Source organism: Thermaerobacter subterraneus DSM 13965 (genome assembly GCF_000183545.2).
Classification (GTDB): Bacteria; Bacillota; Sulfobacillia; order Thermaerobacterales; family Thermaerobacteraceae; genus Thermaerobacter; species Thermaerobacter subterraneus.
The window spans coordinates 2,461,586-2,478,539 of the sequence record NZ_JH976535.1; the positions used below are offsets into that span (position 1 = coordinate 2,461,586).

General features: G+C 72.1%; 17 protein-coding genes. All 17 read right to left on the reverse strand.

Annotated features, from left to right (window positions below; translation table 11 throughout):
* Positions 1–8: 8 nt before the first annotated feature.
* The 17 genes from mreB to THESUDRAFT_RS10095 all read right to left on the reverse strand — a co-directional run bounded on the left by mreB (position 9) and on the right by THESUDRAFT_RS10095 (position 16,781).
* On the reverse strand, positions 9–1,022 hold the full coding sequence (gene mreB, locus THESUDRAFT_RS10010; protein ID WP_006904675.1) for a rod shape-determining protein: 1,014 nt from the start codon (positions 1,020–1,022) through the stop codon (positions 9–11).
* 397 nt (positions 1,023–1,419) lie between these two features.
* Positions 1,420–1,719, reverse strand: coding sequence for a sporulation transcriptional regulator SpoIIID (gene spoIIID / locus THESUDRAFT_RS10015; RefSeq protein WP_006904676.1), 300 nt, complete (start codon positions 1,717–1,719; stop codon positions 1,420–1,422).
* A gap of 342 nt (positions 1,720–2,061) precedes the next feature.
* On the reverse strand, positions 2,062–2,808 hold the full coding sequence (locus tag THESUDRAFT_RS10020; RefSeq protein WP_006904677.1) for a M23 family metallopeptidase: 747 nt from the start codon (positions 2,806–2,808) through the stop codon (positions 2,062–2,064).
* 198 nt (positions 2,809–3,006) lie between these two features.
* Positions 3,007–4,017: a stage II sporulation protein D gene (gene spoIID, locus THESUDRAFT_RS10025; RefSeq protein WP_006904678.1), complete on the reverse strand. Its 1,011-nt coding sequence runs from the start codon at positions 4,015–4,017 to the stop codon at positions 3,007–3,009.
* A gap of 263 nt (positions 4,018–4,280) precedes the next feature.
* Positions 4,281–5,576 (reverse strand): UDP-N-acetylglucosamine 1-carboxyvinyltransferase, encoded by a 1,296-nt coding sequence (murA, locus tag THESUDRAFT_RS10030; RefSeq protein ID WP_006904679.1) that lies wholly within the window; start codon positions 5,574–5,576, stop codon positions 4,281–4,283.
* 430 nt (positions 5,577–6,006) lie between these two features.
* Positions 6,007–6,429, reverse strand: a complete 423-nt coding sequence (locus THESUDRAFT_RS10035) for a F0F1 ATP synthase subunit epsilon (protein WP_006904680.1) — start codon at positions 6,427–6,429, stop codon at positions 6,007–6,009.
* Between the two features lie 13 nt (positions 6,430–6,442).
* A complete protein-coding gene (gene atpD / locus THESUDRAFT_RS10040) occupies positions 6,443–7,852 on the reverse strand; it encodes a F0F1 ATP synthase subunit beta (protein ID WP_006904681.1) in 1,410 nt (469 codons plus the stop codon).
* Positions 7,853–7,987: 135 nt separating this feature from the next.
* On the reverse strand, positions 7,988–8,932 hold the full coding sequence (gene atpG, locus THESUDRAFT_RS10045; protein WP_006904682.1) for an ATP synthase F1 subunit gamma: 945 nt from the start codon (positions 8,930–8,932) through the stop codon (positions 7,988–7,990).
* A 25-nt stretch (positions 8,933–8,957) separates the two neighbouring features.
* On the reverse strand, positions 8,958–10,523 hold the full coding sequence (gene atpA / locus THESUDRAFT_RS10050) for a F0F1 ATP synthase subunit alpha (RefSeq protein WP_006904683.1): 1,566 nt from the start codon (positions 10,521–10,523) through the stop codon (positions 8,958–8,960).
* 13 nt (positions 10,524–10,536) lie between these two features.
* Complete coding sequence (atpH, locus tag THESUDRAFT_RS10055) at positions 10,537–11,088, reverse strand: ATP synthase F1 subunit delta (protein WP_006904684.1); 552 nt, start codon at positions 11,086–11,088, stop codon at positions 10,537–10,539.
* Positions 11,085–11,567, reverse strand: a complete 483-nt coding sequence (gene atpF / locus THESUDRAFT_RS10060; RefSeq protein ID WP_006904685.1) for a F0F1 ATP synthase subunit B — start codon at positions 11,565–11,567, stop codon at positions 11,085–11,087. Before atpF ends, atpH begins: the two co-directional genes overlap by 4 nt.
* 216 nt (positions 11,568–11,783) lie before the next feature.
* Entirely contained in the window at positions 11,784–12,029 is a 246-nt protein-coding gene (locus tag THESUDRAFT_RS10065) for an ATP synthase F0 subunit C (RefSeq protein ID WP_006904686.1), read from the reverse strand.
* Between the two features lie 78 nt (positions 12,030–12,107).
* Positions 12,108–12,845 (reverse strand): F0F1 ATP synthase subunit A, encoded by a 738-nt coding sequence (gene atpB, locus THESUDRAFT_RS10070; protein WP_006904687.1) that lies wholly within the window; start codon positions 12,843–12,845, stop codon positions 12,108–12,110.
* On the reverse strand, positions 12,842–13,168 hold the full coding sequence (locus THESUDRAFT_RS10075; protein ID WP_006904688.1) for a hypothetical protein: 327 nt from the start codon (positions 13,166–13,168) through the stop codon (positions 12,842–12,844). Before THESUDRAFT_RS10075 ends, atpB begins: the two co-directional genes overlap by 4 nt.
* A complete protein-coding gene (locus tag THESUDRAFT_RS10080) occupies positions 13,165–13,668 on the reverse strand; it encodes an AtpZ/AtpI family protein (protein WP_006904689.1) in 504 nt (167 codons plus the stop codon). The genes THESUDRAFT_RS10075 and THESUDRAFT_RS10080 overlap by 4 nt, the downstream gene beginning before the upstream one ends.
* A 253-nt stretch (positions 13,669–13,921) precedes the next feature.
* The gene (wecB, locus tag THESUDRAFT_RS10085; protein ID WP_423219089.1) at positions 13,922–15,193 is read right to left on the reverse strand and encodes a non-hydrolyzing UDP-N-acetylglucosamine 2-epimerase; all 1,272 of its coding nucleotides are present in this window, start codon (positions 15,191–15,193) and stop codon (positions 13,922–13,924) included.
* Positions 15,194–15,701: 508 nt separating this feature from the next.
* Positions 15,702–16,781: a glycosyltransferase family 4 protein gene (locus tag THESUDRAFT_RS10095; protein WP_006904691.1), complete on the reverse strand. Its 1,080-nt coding sequence runs from the start codon at positions 16,779–16,781 to the stop codon at positions 15,702–15,704.
* Positions 16,782–16,954 lie beyond the last annotated feature (173 nt).

The window sequence follows — 16,954 nt, forward strand, 5'->3', positions numbered from 1 at the left end:
GGCGGCCGTCAGCCGGCGATGAGCACGCCGTCCAGGCGGTCCAGCATGCTGAGGGCGACGCCGGTACCCAGCGCCACGGTCAGCAGCGGCTGTTCCGGCTTCACCACGGGCAGGCCCGTGGCCCGGGCGATGCGCCGGTCCAGGTCACGCAGCAGGGAGCCGCCTCCCGTCAGCACCAGGCCGCGGTGCAGGATGTCGGCCGCCAGCTCGGGAGGAACCCGCTCCAGGGTGCTGCGCAGGGCCGTGATGAGGGCCGAGACGGGTTCGTCCAGGGCCTGTTGCACCTCGGCGGCCGTCAGGTGCAGGGTGCGGGGCAGTCCGGTCACCAGGTCGCGGCCGCGAACCTCGAACTGCTCCCCATCCCCCTCCGGCGGCTCGGCCCGGCCGATGGCGATCTTGGCCTGCTCGGCGGTCCGCTCCCCGATCAGCACGTTGTACCGGCGCTTGACATGGCGCACGATGGCCTCGTCGAAGGTGTCGCCGCCCACCCGGGCCGAACCGGCCACCACCACCCCGCCCAGGGACAGGACCGCAATGTCCGTGGTGCCGCCGCCCACGTCGACCACCATGTGGCCGCCGGGCTCGTGGATGTTGAGGCCGGCCCCCAGGGCGGCGGCGACCGGTTCTTCCAGGAGGTAGACCTTGCGGGCCCCCGCCTCGTAGCCGGCCTCGATGACCGCCCGCCGCTCCACGGTGGTCACCCCCGAGGGGACGCACACCACCATCCGCGGCCGGACCCCCAGGCGTCGGGGCATGGCCCGCTGGAGCAGCATCTTGAGCAGGGTGGCGGTGGCGGTGAAGTCGGCGATCACCCCGCCCCGCAGGGGCCGGGCGGCCACGATGTGGCCCGGGGTGCGGCCCAGCATGCGGTGGGCCTCCGACCCCACGGCCAGCACCCGCCCGGTTTCCCGATCGATAGCGACGACGGAAGGCTCGTTGAGCACGATGCCCCGGCCTTCGACGAAGACCAGAGTGTTGACCGTTCCCAGGTCGACCCCCAGGTCCCGGACGAACCCGACCATAGCCTGTCCCCCTCCTGACCGCCCGGCAGCCGCCTGGGCGACGGCGGGGAACCGGCGGGATGTCCCGGTGCCGGCGGCCGCGCCGGGGCCTCAGGGCTGGCAGGAATCCGTCTGACTGTGGCGCTGCGGTTGCTGTGGCGGATTTCTTTGCCATAAGGCCGGGTTCCTCTTGACCGCCGGGCTCCACGCCGTGCCGGCTGGCGAAGGGGAATTCCTGGGTTGTCCGTCCCGTGGCCGGGATGGGGGGCGGCGGGGGCCGCGTCCGGACGGGCCCTGAAGGGGGCGGGAAGGAAGGGGGCCGGGCTGCGGGCCGGGATCAGCCGGGTGGAACCCGGCGGGCCGCCGCCACGGCCGCGTTCGTCCAGGGGCCAGGGCCGGTGCGGGCAGGGACGGCGCGTCAGGCCCCGACGGGGGGCTCCGAAGGGGTTTGCCTGGTTTCCTGGCCCCGTTGTTCCTGCAGGTACTTGAGGCGGGTGGCCTCGCCGCCCCGCAGGTGGCGCTCCGCTTTGTTGGTCTCCAGGACCTGGTGGACCTTGGCCGCCAGCTGGCTGTCGATCTTGGGCAGGCGCTCGGTGACGTCCTTGTGGACGGTGCTCTTGGAGACACCGAACACCTTGGCTGCCTCGCGCACGGTGGAACGGGTGCGAGCGATGTACGTGCTCACCTCCACCACGCGCTTCCAGATGTAGTCCTTCACCGACCTGCCCCCTTCGCCCTGGTCTGGTACCATCTATATGAGGGCGTTAGGCAAACATACCTTGGCCGCAGGCCGCCGGACGGCCGCGGACGGGCGGACAGGCCCGCTGGGCCGCCGGGCCCGCCAGGGCGTGGGGGCGGCTCACCCTGCCAAAGGCCGCGGCCCCGCTCCCCCGAGGGGGTCGGGGGAGCGGGGCCGCGGGTGGTACGGGGATGCGGGTTCCCCGGTGGCCGGCGCCGGGCCCGGTGCGGTTTTCCGGGCCGGGCCCGGTTCTCCAGGCCGGGGCCGGTTCTCCGACCGGGGGCCGGTTCTTCCGGCCGGTTCGTCCGGCGGGAGATCCTCCTAGCCGATCAGGGTCTGCGGGTCGACGGCCTCGTCGCCACGCCAGATCTCGAAGTGGACGTGGGTGCCGGCGGACGCCTCGATCCGGGCCGACTGGCCCGCCTTGCCGATGGCCTGGCCGCGCCGCACCTGCTGTCCGGCTTCCACCGTCGCCTCGGCCAGGCTGGCGTAGACCGTGCGGTACCCGCCGTCGTGCTCGATGGTCACCGTCAGGCCGCGATCGGGGTCGCGGTGGACCGCGACCACCCGCCCGTCGGCGGCGGCCACCACCTGGGCGCCCTCCTCGACCGCCAGGTCGACGCCGGGGTGCCAGCGCCAGTCACCCATGGTCTCGGAGTACTGCCAGCCGAAGCCCATGGCCGTCTTGCCGCTGGCGACGGGCCAGATGAAGGCCGGAGTCGTCTCGCCCGTGACTTCCCGGGTGGGCACGTTGTCCCGGGGTTGCGCCGGTGTCCCCGCCTCCGTGCCGGCCCCGGCCTGGCCGGTCATGGGTTCCGGGGTCGCCGTGCTGGGTGCCACGCCCTGGTCGGCACCCGTCTCCAAGGGGGTCTGCTCATCCAGGGAAGCGGTCTCGGGCCCGCTCAACCCCGGCCAGCCCTGGAAGTACAGATAAGACCCGATGAAGACGGCCACCAGCACGGCGAAACCCACCAGCGACCGCAGCGCCGGCCGCCCGCGCATCCTGGCCATCCAGCCGGCCAGCCGGCCCGCCAGGCGGCTCTGCCCGCTTTGCGGGGTCTCCTGCATGTGGCACCACCTCTGGGCGGTAGTGTTACCAGGGCTGGTGCATTTATGCAGGAAAGTGCGGCTTTCACCGGTCGCACCGGCAGCAGGGCCGTGGCGTAGGGGCCCGGCGGGTCGGCCCGGGCCAAGGGGCAGGCCGTCCGGTCCCGATGGCCGGACCCGCCGACGGGCCGGGCGGGCTTCCCGCCGGAGACGGGTGGGCTACTCGCTGAAGATGGGCCGCAGGCTGGTCCCGGGGTAGTAATGCCGGAGGATCTCCTGGTAGGTGCGCCCCTGGCGGGCCATTCCGTCGGCACCGTACTGGGACATCCCCACCCCGTGGCCCCAGCCCCGGATGGTGAAGGTCAGCTGCTCCCCCTGCCGGCGGCACGTCCACCAGGTGGAGGGCAGCTCCAGCCGCTGGCGGAGCTGGGGACCGGTGAAGGCCTTCTCGCCCACGGTGGCCCGGCCCACGCGCCCCCCCGGCGAGGATTCGACCCGCGCAAAGCACTGGTCCCCCGGCAGGTCCCGCACGACCTTGGGGTCCACCTCCAGGCGGCGGGCGAACTCCTGCAGGGTCATGGTCCGGGTGCTGCGCCAGTGGGGTGAGGCCGTCTCCCACGGGGAGTCCACGGGCCGCAGGTAAGGCACCTGGTTGCCCCAGACGGCGGCAGCGTCCTCGGTGCGCCCGCCGGAGGTGGAGTGGTAGACCGCGTCGATGGGCGCCCCCTGGTAGACCAGGATCAGGCCGGCCGTCTCCTGCACCGCCTGCTGGATCTTCCGGGCGAAGCGCCACCCGTTCAACAGCCCCCAGTCCCGGCGCCGGGCCTCCAGGGGCTGCCAGGCCTGTCCCGTCTGCGGGTCGCCGCAGACGTCCGCCTCCGCCTGTTCCCGGCAACCCGGCCCCCCGAAGACCTGCATCTGCCGCACGGTGTACGTGCGGGCCGCCACCGCCTGCGCCTTGAGGGCTTCGATGTGGAAGGAAGCGGGCATCTCGGCGGCCACCACGCCCGTCAGGTAGACCTCCAGGGGCAGGGTTTGCACGCCATCCTGTCCCGGAATCCACACCCGCACCGGCAGCTGGCCGGGGTCCAGGGGCACGGCCGGAGCCTGAGGCGTCTCGATACGCAGGCCCCGGGTCAGCACCACGAGAAAAGGCAGCAGCACCGTCAGCACCAGCGCCAGGAGGAACCAGCCGGCTACGGGGCGGCGCCACGCCGGCCGAACAGGCAAGGGCGATCCCTCCCTCGGATTCGGGACATCTCTATGCAACGGGGAGGGGGGACATGCCTGCGCCGGCACCACGGGGACGGGGGCCCTGGGCACGAGGCCCGGGAAGATAGGGGCGCAAGACCTTCATAAAAGCGGTGCGAGCCCCAGGCCATGGCTCCGGGGCCCGCGCTCGGCCGAAAGGGTTCGGAGTTCCTGGCGCCACCCGGCTCCGCGACGGCGGATCCGGCGCCGCGCGACCTGCGCTGGGCGGCCTGGTGCAAGGCCTAGTGCAGGAGCAGGGCCGCCGCCAGCGGGTCGTCCTCCGTGGACAGACGCGCCACGTCGGCGCCCAGGGCCCGCAGCTTCTGCTCGATGGCCACGTAGCCCCGGTCGATGTGGTGGACGCCGCTGACCTCGGTGATCCCTTCGGCCCCGAGCCCGGCCAGCACCAGGGCCGCACCCGAGCGCAGGTCGGTGGCGGTGACCGGCGCACCCTGCAACCGTTCGACCCCGGTGATGATGGCCGTCTGCCCCTGGATCTGGATCCGCGCACCCATGCGGCGCAGCTCCGGCACGTGGGCGAAGCGATTCTCGAAGAGGGTTTCGGTCACCGTGGCCGTTCCCTCGGCGGTGACCAGGGCCGCCATCATGGGCGCCTGCAGGTCGGTGGGAAAGCCCGGGTAGGGCAGGGTCTTGATGTCCACCGCCTTGGGCCGGCTGCTGACCGCCACGGTCACCTCGTCCCCGTCGACCACCACATCGGCGCCCATCTCCCGCACCTTGGCCAGCAGGGACTTGAGGTGTTCCGGCACCACCCCGGTGACCGTCACCTGGCCGCCGGCCACCAGGGGCGCCAGCAGGAAGGTGCCCGCCTCGATGCGGTCGGGGATGATGGTGTACGTCCCGCCTCCCAGCACCGGCACGCCGTGGATCTGGATCACCCGCGTGCCGGCGCCGCGCACGTCGGCTCCCAGGGTGTTGAGAAAGTTGGCCAGGTCGACGATCTCCGGTTCTTCCGCGGCGTTTTCGATGGTGGTGGTGCCCTCGGCCAGAACGGCGGCCATCATGATGTTCTCCGTCGCCCCGACGCTGGGTACGTCCAGGTAGATCGAGGTGCCGCGCAGCCCCCTGGGGGCCCGGACCTCCACCTCGCCGCCGCTGACCTCCACGTCGGCGCCCAGGGCGGCAAAGCCCTTCAGGTGCAGGTCGATGGGACGCTGCCCGATGGCGCAGCCTCCGGGCAGGGCGGCCCGGGCGCGTCCCAGGCGGGCCAGCAGCGGTCCCAGGACCAGGATGGACGCCCGCATGCGCCGTACCAGGTCATAGGGCGCGGCGTACTGGAGCTCCGCCGCCGGGTGGACGGCCAGGGCACCCTCCCCCGTGGACTCCACCGTGACCCCCAGCTGGGTCAGCATGCGGGTCATGGTGACCACGTCGTCCAGCGACGGGATGTCGTACAGCAAGCAGGTGTCTTCCGCCAGCAAGGTAGCCGCCAGGATCGGCAAGGCCGCGTTCTTGGCTCCGCTGATCCTCACCTGACCCTGCAGGGGGCGCCCGCCGCGAACCACGATTCGTTCCACCGTCTCAACCCCCTCCAGGGCCACGCCCGCAGGCGGGCGGGCCGCAACCGGGACACGCCGAGCGCCGGGGCCCTACCCTGCCGCGCGGTGCTCTGTTCCGTGGCACCGCGCACGCTGCCGGCGCACCTTCGGCGTGCCCGCCGATAGGGGATTCGCGGGCGGCCGCCCGGTTATGCGCCCGGCCGCCCTGGGGCGGGCGGGGGCCGCCGCGTGGATCCCCATGTATGTTATCGTCCCCGGCCCGTCCGGGGTTCCAGGCGGCTCCTGGGAAGGCGCCCACCGCCCTGGGGGTTGCCCACCCGTCGCGCAGGCCCGGTCCCCGCCGTCCGGCGGGTGGACCTCCGCCGGCCCCGGGGGGCGGCGACCGGCCCGGGCGATGCGTGCCCACGCACGCTGCGCGCCGGCGCGGGGCCGGCGCGCAGCGGCGGGTTCAGGCCAGGTCGCCGGTGTCGGCCCCGGCGGCCCGCAGCCGGTTCAGCGCCCGGTTGAGGGCCGCCCGCGCCCGTTCAAAGTCCCAGTTGGCCTCCCGTTCGGCCAGGCGGCGGCGCGCCCGCTCGGCCGCCTGGCGCGCCCGCAGCACATCGATCTCTTCGGCCCGCTCGGCGGCGTCGGAGAGCACCACGGCGTGGTTGTCCGCCACCTCGAAGAACCCGCCCGCCACCGCCACCCGGCGCCGCTCGCCGTCCTTGCGGTAGGTCAGGATGCCGATCTTCAGGGCCGCCACCATGGGGGCATGGCCGGGCAACACGCCCAGCAAGCCCTCGGCGCCCGGTACGATCAGCGAGTCGACCTCCTCGCGGAAGACCACCCGCTCCGGCGTGATGACCTCCAGGGTGATGGCGCGCTCCGCCATGGTGTCGCCCCTCTCAGACCAGGGTCTTCGCCTTCTCCACGGCCTCGTCGATGGTGCCGACCATGTAGAAGGCCGCCTCGGGCAGGTCGTCGTGCTTGCCCTCCAGGATCTCCTTGAAGCCCCGGACGGTCTCCTCGCGGCTGACGTACTTGCCCGGCGTGCCGGTGAACACCTCGGCCACGAAGAAGGGCTGGGACAGGAAGCGCTCCAGCTTGCGCGCCCGCTGCACGATCAGCTTGTCCTCTTCCGTCAGCTCGTCCATGCCCAGGATGGCGATGATGTCCTGCAGGTCCTTGTAGCGCTGCAGCACCTGCTGGACGCCGCGGGCCACCTCGTAGTGTTCCTGGCCCACGATGTTGGGGTCCAGGATCCGGGAGGTGGAGGCCAGCGGGTCGACGGCCGGGTAGATGCCGCGCTCGGCAATGGCCCGCTCCAGCCGGACCGTGGAGTCCAGGTGGGCGAAGGTGGTCACCGGCGCCGGGTCGGTGTAGTCGTCGGCGGGGACGTACACCGCCTGCACCGAGGTGATGGAGCCCTTCCGCGTCGTGGTGATCCGCTCCTGCAGGTTGCCCATCTCGGTGGCCAGCGTGGGCTGATAACCCACGGCGCTGGGCATGCGGCCCAGCAGGGCCGATACCTCCGAACCGGCCTGGGTGAAGCGGAAGATGTTGTCGATGAAGAGCAGCAGGTCCTGGCCCTCTTCGTCCCGGAAGTACTCGGCCATGGCCAGGCCCGTCAGGCCCACCCGCAGGCGGGCGCCCGGGGGCTCGTTCATCTGGCCGAACACCAGGGCCGTCTTGTCGAGCACCCCGGACTCCTTGAGCTCGTGGTAGAGGTCGTTGCCCTCGCGGGTGCGCTCGCCCACGCCGGCGAAGACGGAGAAGCCGCCGTGCTTGTAGGCGATGTTGTGGATCAGCTCCATGATGATGACGGTCTTGCCCACGCCGGCGCCGCCGAAGAGGCCGACCTTGCCGCCGCGGGCAAAGGGGCAGATCAGGTCGATGACCTTGATGCCCGTCTCCAGGATCTCCGTGGCGGGGTTGACGTCGGCCACGTCCGGCGCGGGCCGGTGGATGGGATACCGCTTCTTGGCCTGGGGCGGCTCCTTGCCGTCGATGGGCTCGCCCAGGACGTTGAACATCCGCCCCAGCACCTCACGGCCCACGGGCACCGAGATGGGGCCGCCGGTGTCCACGGCCGGCATGCCGCGCTGCAGGCCGTCGGTGGAGGCCATGGCCACGCAGCGGACCACGTTGTTGCCCAGGTGCTGGGCGGCCTCCACCGTCAGGTCGATCTCCACCTCTTCGGTCTTGGCCTGGATCTTGATGGCGTTGTAGATGTCGGGCAGGTTGCCCTCGGGGAACTCGATGTCGACCACCGGGCCGATGACCTGCACGACCCGGCCCACGTTCTTCTCGGCCATTGCTGTGTTCCCTCCGGTCCTCGGCGCCTCCGTCCCGCCCGGTGCTGGACGAACCGGCCGCCTCCGGCCTGGCCCTCGCCGGTCCAGGCCCGGCCGCTCCGGGCCGGACCCGGCGGGGGCCGCCAGCCGGGACGGCTAGCCCTTGAGGGCCTCGGCGCCGCTGACGATCTCCGCCAGCTCCTTGGTGATGGCCGCCTGGCGGGCCCGGTTGTACTCCAGGGTCAGGGTGTCGATCAGCTCGCCGGCGTTGTCGGTGGCATTCTTCATCGCCGTCATGCGGGCCCCGTGCTCGCTGGCCTTCGCCTCCTGGAGGGCGCGGAAGACCAGGATCTGCACGTACTTGGGCAGCAGCGCCTCCAGGATGGCCTGCTCCGACGGCTCGTAGATGTATTCCCGCCAGGAGCCGGGCGTGGGGCCGGAACCGGGAGCCTGCCGTCCTGCAGGCTCGGCCCCGGCGGCGCTCGCGGCGCCCCGGCCCGGCTCCCCGCCGGGCTGCTCCTCCAGGCCGGCCACCGGCAAGAGGCGCATCACCACCGGCCGCTGGCTGATGGCCGAGCGGTACTCGGTGTAGATCAGCCGGACCTCGTCCATGGCCTCCGCCAGGTAGCGGTCGACCAGCCAGCGGGCCAGTTCCCGGGCCGTGGCGAAGTCCACGTCCTCGCCGATGCCCGTCAGCTCATGGGCCAGCGGGTAGCCCCGGCGGCGGAAGTGGTCGCGGCCCTTGCGGCCCACGGTGACCAGGACCGGTTCGACCCCTTCGGGCAGCTGGCGCAGTTCCTGTTCGGCCCGGCGGATGACGTTGGCGTTGTAGCTGCCCGCCAGGCCCCGGTCACCGGTGATGACCACCAGCCCGGCCCGGCGCACGGGCCGCGGCGCCACCAGGGGATGCTGGCGCGCCTGTTCGGAGCCTGCCAGGCGGGCCAGCATGGCCCGCAGCGCGGCGGCATAGGGGCGGCCGGAACGGGCGGCCTCTTCGGCCTTCTTCAGCTTGGCGGCGGCGACCATGTACATGGCGCGGGTGATCTGCTGGGTGCTGCGCACCGCCCGGATCCGCCGCCGGATGTCCCTCATCGAGGCCATGGCCACTCACCCTTCCCGGCCGGGCTCACGACGCCCGCTGCGCCTGCGGGGCGGGCTGCCCCGTGCCCTGTTGCCCCTCCGCCAGGAAGCCGGCCTTGAACTGCTGGATGGCCGCCTGCAGGCGCTGCTCGTTCTCCTTGGTGATCTCCTTCTGGGTGCGGATGGACTCCAGCACCTCCGGATTGAACCGCTTCAGGTACTGGAGGAACTCCCGCTCGAACTCCCGCACCCGTTCCACGGGCACGTCGTCCAGATACCCGTTGACGCCGCAGTAGATGGCGACGACCTGCTCCTCCACGGGCATGGGCTGGTGCTCGCCCTGCTTGAGGATCTCCGTCACCCGCTGGCCGCGAGCCAGGCGCGCCTGGGTGGCCTTGTCCAGGTCGGAGCCGAACTGGGCGAAGGCGGCCAGTTCGCGGTACTGGGCCAGGTCGAGGCGCAGGCGGCCGGCCACCTGCTTCATGGCCTTGATCTGGGCGGCCGAGCCCACGCGGGACACCGACCGGCCGACGTCGATGGCGGGCCGGACGCCGGAGTAGAACAGGTCCGACTCCAGGAAGATCTGGCCGTCGGTGATGGAGATGACGTTGGTCGGGATGTACGCCGAGATGTCGCCGGCCTGGGTCTCGATGATGGGCAGGGCCGTCAGGGACCCTCCGCCCACCTCGTCGCTCAGCCGGGCCGCCCGCTCCAGCAGGCGGGAGTGCAGGTAGAACACGTCACCGGGGTAGGCCTCGCGTCCCGGCGGCCGCCGCAGCAGCAGGGCCAGCTCGCGGTACGCCCAGGCCTGCTTGGTGAGGTCGTCGTAGATGACCAGCACGTCCCGGTGCTCCTCGTACATGAAGTACTCGCCCATGGCGCAGCCGGCGTAGGGCGCGATGTAGAGCAGCGGCGCCGGCTGGGACGCGGTGGCGGACACCACGATGGTGTAGTCCATGGCGCCGTACTTGCGCAGGGTCTCCACCACGCCCGCCACGGTGGACGCCTTCTGGCCGATGGCCACGTAGACGCAGATGACGTTCTGGTCCTTCTGGTTGATGATGGTGTCCACCGCCAGGGCGGTCTTGCCGGTCTGGCGGTCGCCGATGATCAGCTCGCGCTGGCCGCGGCCGATGGGGATCATCGAGTCGATGGCCTTCCACCCCGTCTGCAGGGGCTGGTTCACCGACTGCCGCACGATGACGCCGGGAGCCGGCGACTCGATGGGCCGCGTCCGGGTGGCATTGATGGCAGGGCCCCCGTCGATGGGCTGGCCCAGGGGGTTCACCACCCGGCCCAGGAGCTCGGGGCCCACGGGCACCTGGATGATGCGGCCCGTGCGCCGCACCTCGTCGCCTTCCTTGATGTCCGTGTAGGGCCCGAGGACGACCACGCCCACGGAGTCTTCGGCCAGGTTCAGGGCCATGCCGTAGACCCCGCTCTTGGGGAACTCCACCAGCTCGCTGGCCATGACCTTCTCCAGGCCGTACACGGTGGCCACGCCGTCGGAGATCTGGATCACGGTGCCCACGTCTTCCAGCTCGGCGCGGCCCTCGAAGTTTTCGATCTGTTGCCGGATGATGGCGGTGATCTCTTCCGGACGAATGCTCACCAGCTCGTCCCTCCTACGCCTGACCGCCCGTGGCCAGCCGGCGGTGGAGCTGCACCAGCCGGCGGCGCAGGCTGGCATCCAGCCGGCGGTCGCCGATCTTCACCACCAGGCCGCCCAGCAGCTCCGGACGAACCCGCACCGCGAGGCGCACCTGGCGAGCCCCCAGGGAGCGGGCCAGCTCCTCCTCCAGGCGCTGCCGGGTGGCGGCATCCAGCTCCGCCGCCGCCTCCACCTCGGCCTCCAGCACGCCCGCCTCCCGGTCGCGCAGGGCAGTAAACTCGGCCACGATGTCCGGCAGCAGGTTTTCCCTCCGCCGGCGCACCAGCAGCCGCAGCAGGTTGCCTACCCACAGATGGACCCGGTCCCCGAAGACGGACTCGATCAGCTGGTGCTTGTCACGCGCCGGGACGGCCAGGCTCTCGAAGCGCTGGCGCAACTCGGGATGCTCGCTGAAGACGTCGAGCACGCGGGCCAGGTCGGCGGCCAGGCGGTCGAGTTCACTGCTCTCGCGGCCGAGATCGTACAGAACCCGGGCGTAGCGTTGGGCGAGGGGGCGGCGCTTCATCGCAGGCTCGCCACCTCTTCCACGGCCTCGGTCACCAGCCGGCGCTGGTCTTCGGCGTCCAGCACCCGGCCCAGCACCCGCTCCGTGGCCAGCAGGGTCAGATCGGCCACCTCCCGCCGCAGGGCGGCGATGGCCTGCTCCTTCTCCCGCTCGATGGTGGCCCGGGCCCGTTCCAGCAGCTGCTCCGCCTCGCGGCGCGCTGCCTCAAGCCGCTCCTGGCGCTCCTGCTCCGCCAGCTGGGTCGCCCGCTCCAGGATGCTCTGGGCCTCCCGCTGGGCGACCGCCAGCCGCTGGCGGTACTCGGCCTCGGCCCGGGCCGCCTCCTCCCGGGCGCGCTCGGCAGCGGCCAGGTTGACCTCGATCTCCTCCCGGCGCCGGTCCAGCAACTCCATCACCGGGCGCCAGAAGAACCGGGCGAGCACGATGACGAACAGGAAAAAGTTGATGAACGCCCAGATCAACTCGGGTGAAATATGCACCGTTGTTCCCTCCAGCCGCGGGCGGTACCCGTTGGCAGGCCGTGGCCTGCCGTCGCAGGCCGTAGCCTGCCCGGCCCCGCCGGGGCGTGGTCCATGGCCCCACAACGCCATTGGGGGGCGGTCCGATGCAACCGATCGAGCCCGGGCCCGGCCGCCCCCCGCCACCCGATCCGCTTCGCCGCCGGCAGGGGCTGCTACGCCCCTGCCGGCGTCCCATCAACCGGCCACCTGGCCGGCGAACAGGAAGGCGAGGGCGAAGGTGAACAGGGTCAGCGACTCGAGGAAGGCCAGCGACAGGATCAGGACCGTCTGGATACGGCCGGCCGCCTCAGGCTGGCGCCAGATGGCGTCCAGCGCCGCCGCCGCCGCCCGCGCCTGGCCGGTGGCCGAGCCGATGGCTGCGATGGCCAGGCCGATGACCGCCAGCGCGGAGAAGAACGCAATCCCGGTGATTCCTTCCACCGCGTCTCCCCCTCCTTTCCGAAAACTTTGCCCGGCGGGCCGCCGCAGCCGCCCGCGGGTCAAGCCTGAAAATCTTCCTCAATGCTCGTGGTGGAACTCGGCGGTGGCCGCCTCGATGTACAGGGCCGACATCATGGTGAAGATCAGCGCCTGCACGAACCCGGCAATGACCTCGATGAACATCACGCCCATGGGCAGGAACCAGGGCAGGGCGGCCAAAAGCCCTGCCAGGACCGCCTCGCCACCAAAGATGTTGGCGAACAGACGCAAGGACAGGGAGAAGGGCTTGATCAGCTCTTCAATGACCGCCAGGGGAACCGTCAGCGGCCAGAGGAAGACAGGCCCTTCGAGAAAGCGCCGGAAGTACCCCAGCCCGTGGCGCCGGAAGCCGTAGACCTGGACGGCCACGAAGGTGAAGATGGCCAGGCCGCCGGTCACGCCCCAGCGGCTCGTCGGCGGCTGGAACCAGTTCTCGTGGGGCAGAAGGGGAAGCAGGCCGGTGTAGTTGCTCAGCAGGATCAAAACGAAGAAGGAGCCCAACAGCGGAGTGAACTGCCGCGCCCGCTCCCGGCCCATGATGTCGGTCACAAAGCCGTAAAGGGATTCCACGGCCCACTGGACGGCCATCTGAAACCGGTTGCGCGGCACCAGGTGCAGGCCGCGGGCCGCCGCGATCCCCAGCACGATGATCAGGGCCATGAGGATCCACATGGTGACGATGGACTCGTGCACGGGCAGCCCGAACAGGTGGAAGACCACGTGCCCGCCCTCCGCCGCCTCGCCGCCCGCGGCGGCCAGCTGCAGCCATGGGGTCAAGCCCGTTCCCTCCTTGCTCGCATCCGGAAGAACAGGGGAGCGTCACCGGCCAGGATGAGCCCGGCAACGGCCGCGAGGATGGCCAGGGGCCGGCCGGTAACCAGGAACACCATCAAGAGTGAAACAAAACTTAGAGCCATGCGCAACAAGAATCGGCCCAGGACCTGCTGTTGAAGTGTGGCAATCGCTTCGCGATCCGTGGCGGTCCGCATACGCTGCAGGGGACCGGCAAGCAACCGGTAGTTGGCAAGTCCCCAGAGCATGCCCCACGCCCCGGCCGCCAGTCCCAGCACCGGATCCGTCCAGCTTGTGAAGGCGTTCACGAAGACGGCCCGCCCTTTCCGCCGCGTTCCTGCTCCGCCGGGTGCCTGGGAACTTCGCGGCCGGCGGAGGCATCGGGCCCGGAGCCGGAAGAGCCCGGACCGGCTGCGCCCGGCCCTCTACCCGGCATGCCCGCCCCCCCGTGGCCGCGCCCCGGGCCGCCGGCGGCGGGTTCGTCCGCATCCAGGCGCTGGAGGGTACGCCACAAGACCCGGAAGGCAGCCACCACGCCCAGCATGAGCCCCAGCAGCTGCAGCCAGGGCGCCGTGTCCAGCCATCCGTCCAGCCAGCGGCCGCCGTAGTAGCCGATGGCCATGCCGGCCAGCAGGGTGCCCGCGAAGGTGAAAGCCAGCTCGAAGAGCGTGCCCGCGCCCCGCAGCCCGTTCCCGGAGCCGCCCCACGCCCGCCCGGAGCGGTCCCGCGCCCCGGGCGGCGTGGCCTTGCGGGGGGGCAGCACGGCCTTGCGGGGCCGCCTGGGCCTGGAAGGGCTCTCGCCCGCCATGGTCCATCCTCCCTGCTGCGGTCCCCTGCCAGGTTACCGCCGGGGCGCCGCCGGGCCGGTTCCGGAGGCCGCTGGCACGCGCACCAGCGGTAGATTAGCAGAGGGCGGTAGGGTGGGCAACCGGATCCCCGCCCTAGGCCCGCAAAGCCCTGCTCCCGGCACCCGGGCCCTTAGGGTGGGGACCGCGCCCCCGGCTCGCCGGCCCGTGGCAGCCGGGGTGGGCCACCGGAACCCCGTAGCTGTACCGGGCGCCTCAGGACGATGGGGCCGCCTGCGGATCACCCGGGTTCAGGCCGTGGCCCGGCGGCGAGGCGGCCGGAGCGGCAGACCGGACCGCCTGGGCCGGCGGCAGGCCCGGATCCCAGGGGTCGGGCGGCCGGTCCCGCAGCCCGAACACGTACTCGATGGCCTCCACGGTACGCCGCGCCGCCTGCCCGTCGCCGAAAGGGTTGCGGGCCCGGGCCACCTGCCGGTAGGCGGCGGGATCGGTCAGCAACCGCCGGGCCGTGCGCAGGATGGGCTCCTCGTGGGGGCCGACCTGCAGCACGGTGCCTGCCTCCACCGCCTCCGGCCGCTCCGTCTTGTCCCGCAACAGGAGCACCGGCAAGCCCAGGGCGGGCGCCTCTTCCTGCAACCCGCCGGAATCCGTCAGCAGCAGGGTGGCGCGGGCCATCAGGTTGGCCCAGTCGGCATACTCCGGCGGATCCAGCAGGCTCACCCGCTCGACCCCCTCCAGGTGGCGGCGGATGGTGCCGGACACCACCGGGTTGGGGTGGACCGAGTAGACCAGCTCGATGTCGGGGTGGCTCTCCACCAGCCGCCGCAGGGCACGGGCCACCGCCTCCAGGGGCTCGCCCCAGTTCTCCCGGCGGTGGGCTTCGCAGAGGACCAGGCGCCGGCCCGGCGACGGGAAGCGGGCCAGTTCGTCCCGGCGGAAGCGGTAACCGGGCGAAACCACCGACAGCAGGGCATCGATGGCGGTGTTGCCCGTGACGAAGATCCCGGCCGGGTCGATGCCCTCCCGCAGCAGGTTCGCCCGGGAGGCCGGGGTGGGCGCGAAATGCAGGTCGCACAGGGCGTCGGTGAGCCGCCGGTTGATCTCTTCTGGGAAAGGCTGGTACTTGTCGTAGGTCCGCAGGCCCGCCTCGACATGGCCGATGGCCACCTGGTGGTAGAAGGCGGCCAGCGCGCCGGCCAGGGTGGTGGTGGTGTCGCCGTGGACCAGCACCAGATGGGGCTGCGCCTGGCGCAGCACCGCCTCCAGGCCCTGCAGGGCCCGGGTCGTGATGTCGGTCAGGGTCTGCCGGGGTTGCATGATGTCCAGGTCGAAGTCGGGTTCGATGCCGAAGAGATGAAGGACCTGGTCGAGCAGTTCCCGGTGCTGCGCCGTCACGGCCACCTGCACGCGAATGGCCGGCCGCCGCGCCAGCTGGTGGATGACCGGTGCCATCTTGGTGGCTTCGGGGCGGGTGCCGAACACCACCAGGACCTTGAGCGGCTGGCCCGCCGGCCTGCGCGCCCCCAGGAGGGCGCGCAGGGCTGCCGTTCCGGCCGCTACCGTAGCACCACCAGGACGGCCGCTGCCCCCCGCCTCCCCGCCCGCCGGGCTCCCCGGCCTCCCGGCCGGACTGCCCGGGTGGAACGGCGCGGCCCCCCCGGAGGTCCCGGCCTCCCCTCGACCTCCGGCGCCCGGTTCCCGCCGGGGCGCCCGCGGCATCGTGCCACCCGCCGCGCCACCCGGGAACGGGCGGGCCCGCTCAGCTTGTCCCATCCAGGTCTGCCCCTCCTTCGCCTCTTCTCCGCCGCCGCGCGGGAGCCGGCCGCAGCGGGCAGCCTGGTCCCTCCGGGGATAGGATGCCGGTCCCGTGGCGCCGGCCGGACACCCCCTGGAGGGGTGCGGAGGCGATGATGTCAGGTTGTCACGTTGGCGGCTTGCCAAACAAGGTCCGGCATTCCGGCAGGAGGCCGGCGGGAAGCCACCGGGTCCATGCCCGGCGGCACCGGGCCCTGGGGCAGGTGATTCGGCGGGAAGCTCAGTGGCCCAGGCGCCGCGGCCGCTGCCGGTTCCACTCCAGCAGCTTGCGGGCCACCAGGTGAACCGACGCGGCCAAGGTGACGACGATCAGCACGCCCTGCAGGATGTTCCCCTCGGCGACCGAGACCGCCCCCAGCGCCAGCCAGGCGGTGATGAGATACATCACCAGCACCGCGTCCCGGTGGCTGAAGCCGAGGCGCATCAGCCGGTGGTGCAGGTGGTCCCGGTCGGCGGCCATGACGGGCCGTCCCGCCTGCAGGCGCCGCAGGATGGCCAGGGCGGTGTCGGCGATGGGCAGGGCCAGGACCATCACGGGTACGGCCAGGGCCACCACGGCCGCGCTCTTCAATAGGCCCACCACCGAGACGGTGGCGATGGTGTAGCCGATGAACAGCGCCCCCGTGTCGCCCATGAAGATCTTGGCCGGGTTGAAGTTGTAGGGCAGGAACCCCAGGGTGCTGCCGGCCAGGGCCGCCATGAGCAGCACCGCTTCCAGCGGCTGCCCCGTCTGGAGCGCCACCACCAGCACCGTCAGGGCGGCAATGGACGCGATCCCCGCCGCCAGGCCGTCCAGCCCGTCGATCAGGTTGATCACGTTGCTCATGGCGACGATCCACAGCACGGTGAGGGGAACGCCCCAGGCCCCGAGGACCAGCAGGTCGTCGGCCCCGGTGGGCGTAAGCAGCCCCAGGGGATTGGTCAGCACTTCGATGCGGATGCCCTGTACCACGGCGACCAGTGCCGCCCCCACCTGGCCCGCCAGCTTGACCACGGGCGGCAGATCCAGCACGTCGTCGGCCAGGCCCACGGCCACCATGACCAGGCCGCCCAGCAGCACCGCCGCCACATCGGCATCGGCCCAACCCAGGCTGGCCACCGCCGCGGCGACGAACCCGGCAAAGATCGCCAGGCCGCCCAGGTGCGGCACCGGAACCCGGTGCACGCTGCGCGGGGTCGGGCGGGCGACCAGCCCCAGGCGGAGGGCCACAGCCCGGACCAGGGGGGTGGTCACCAGGGCCACCAGCGCCGCGACGGCCAGCGCCAGCCAGTGCGACTGGGAATGGGCCCACGATGGCATGACGGCTCTTCCTCCCGTTCTCTCCCGACCGGCGGGCGCCCCCCTCCCCCACAGGGCGCCGCCCGCCGCGGCCGGTCTCGACCGGCCGGCGTCCTAATGGATTGTAGAACCCGCCCCCTGCGGTGTCAAAGGGCTCGCCAGGGCGGTTTCCATTATTTACAGAAGGTTAACAA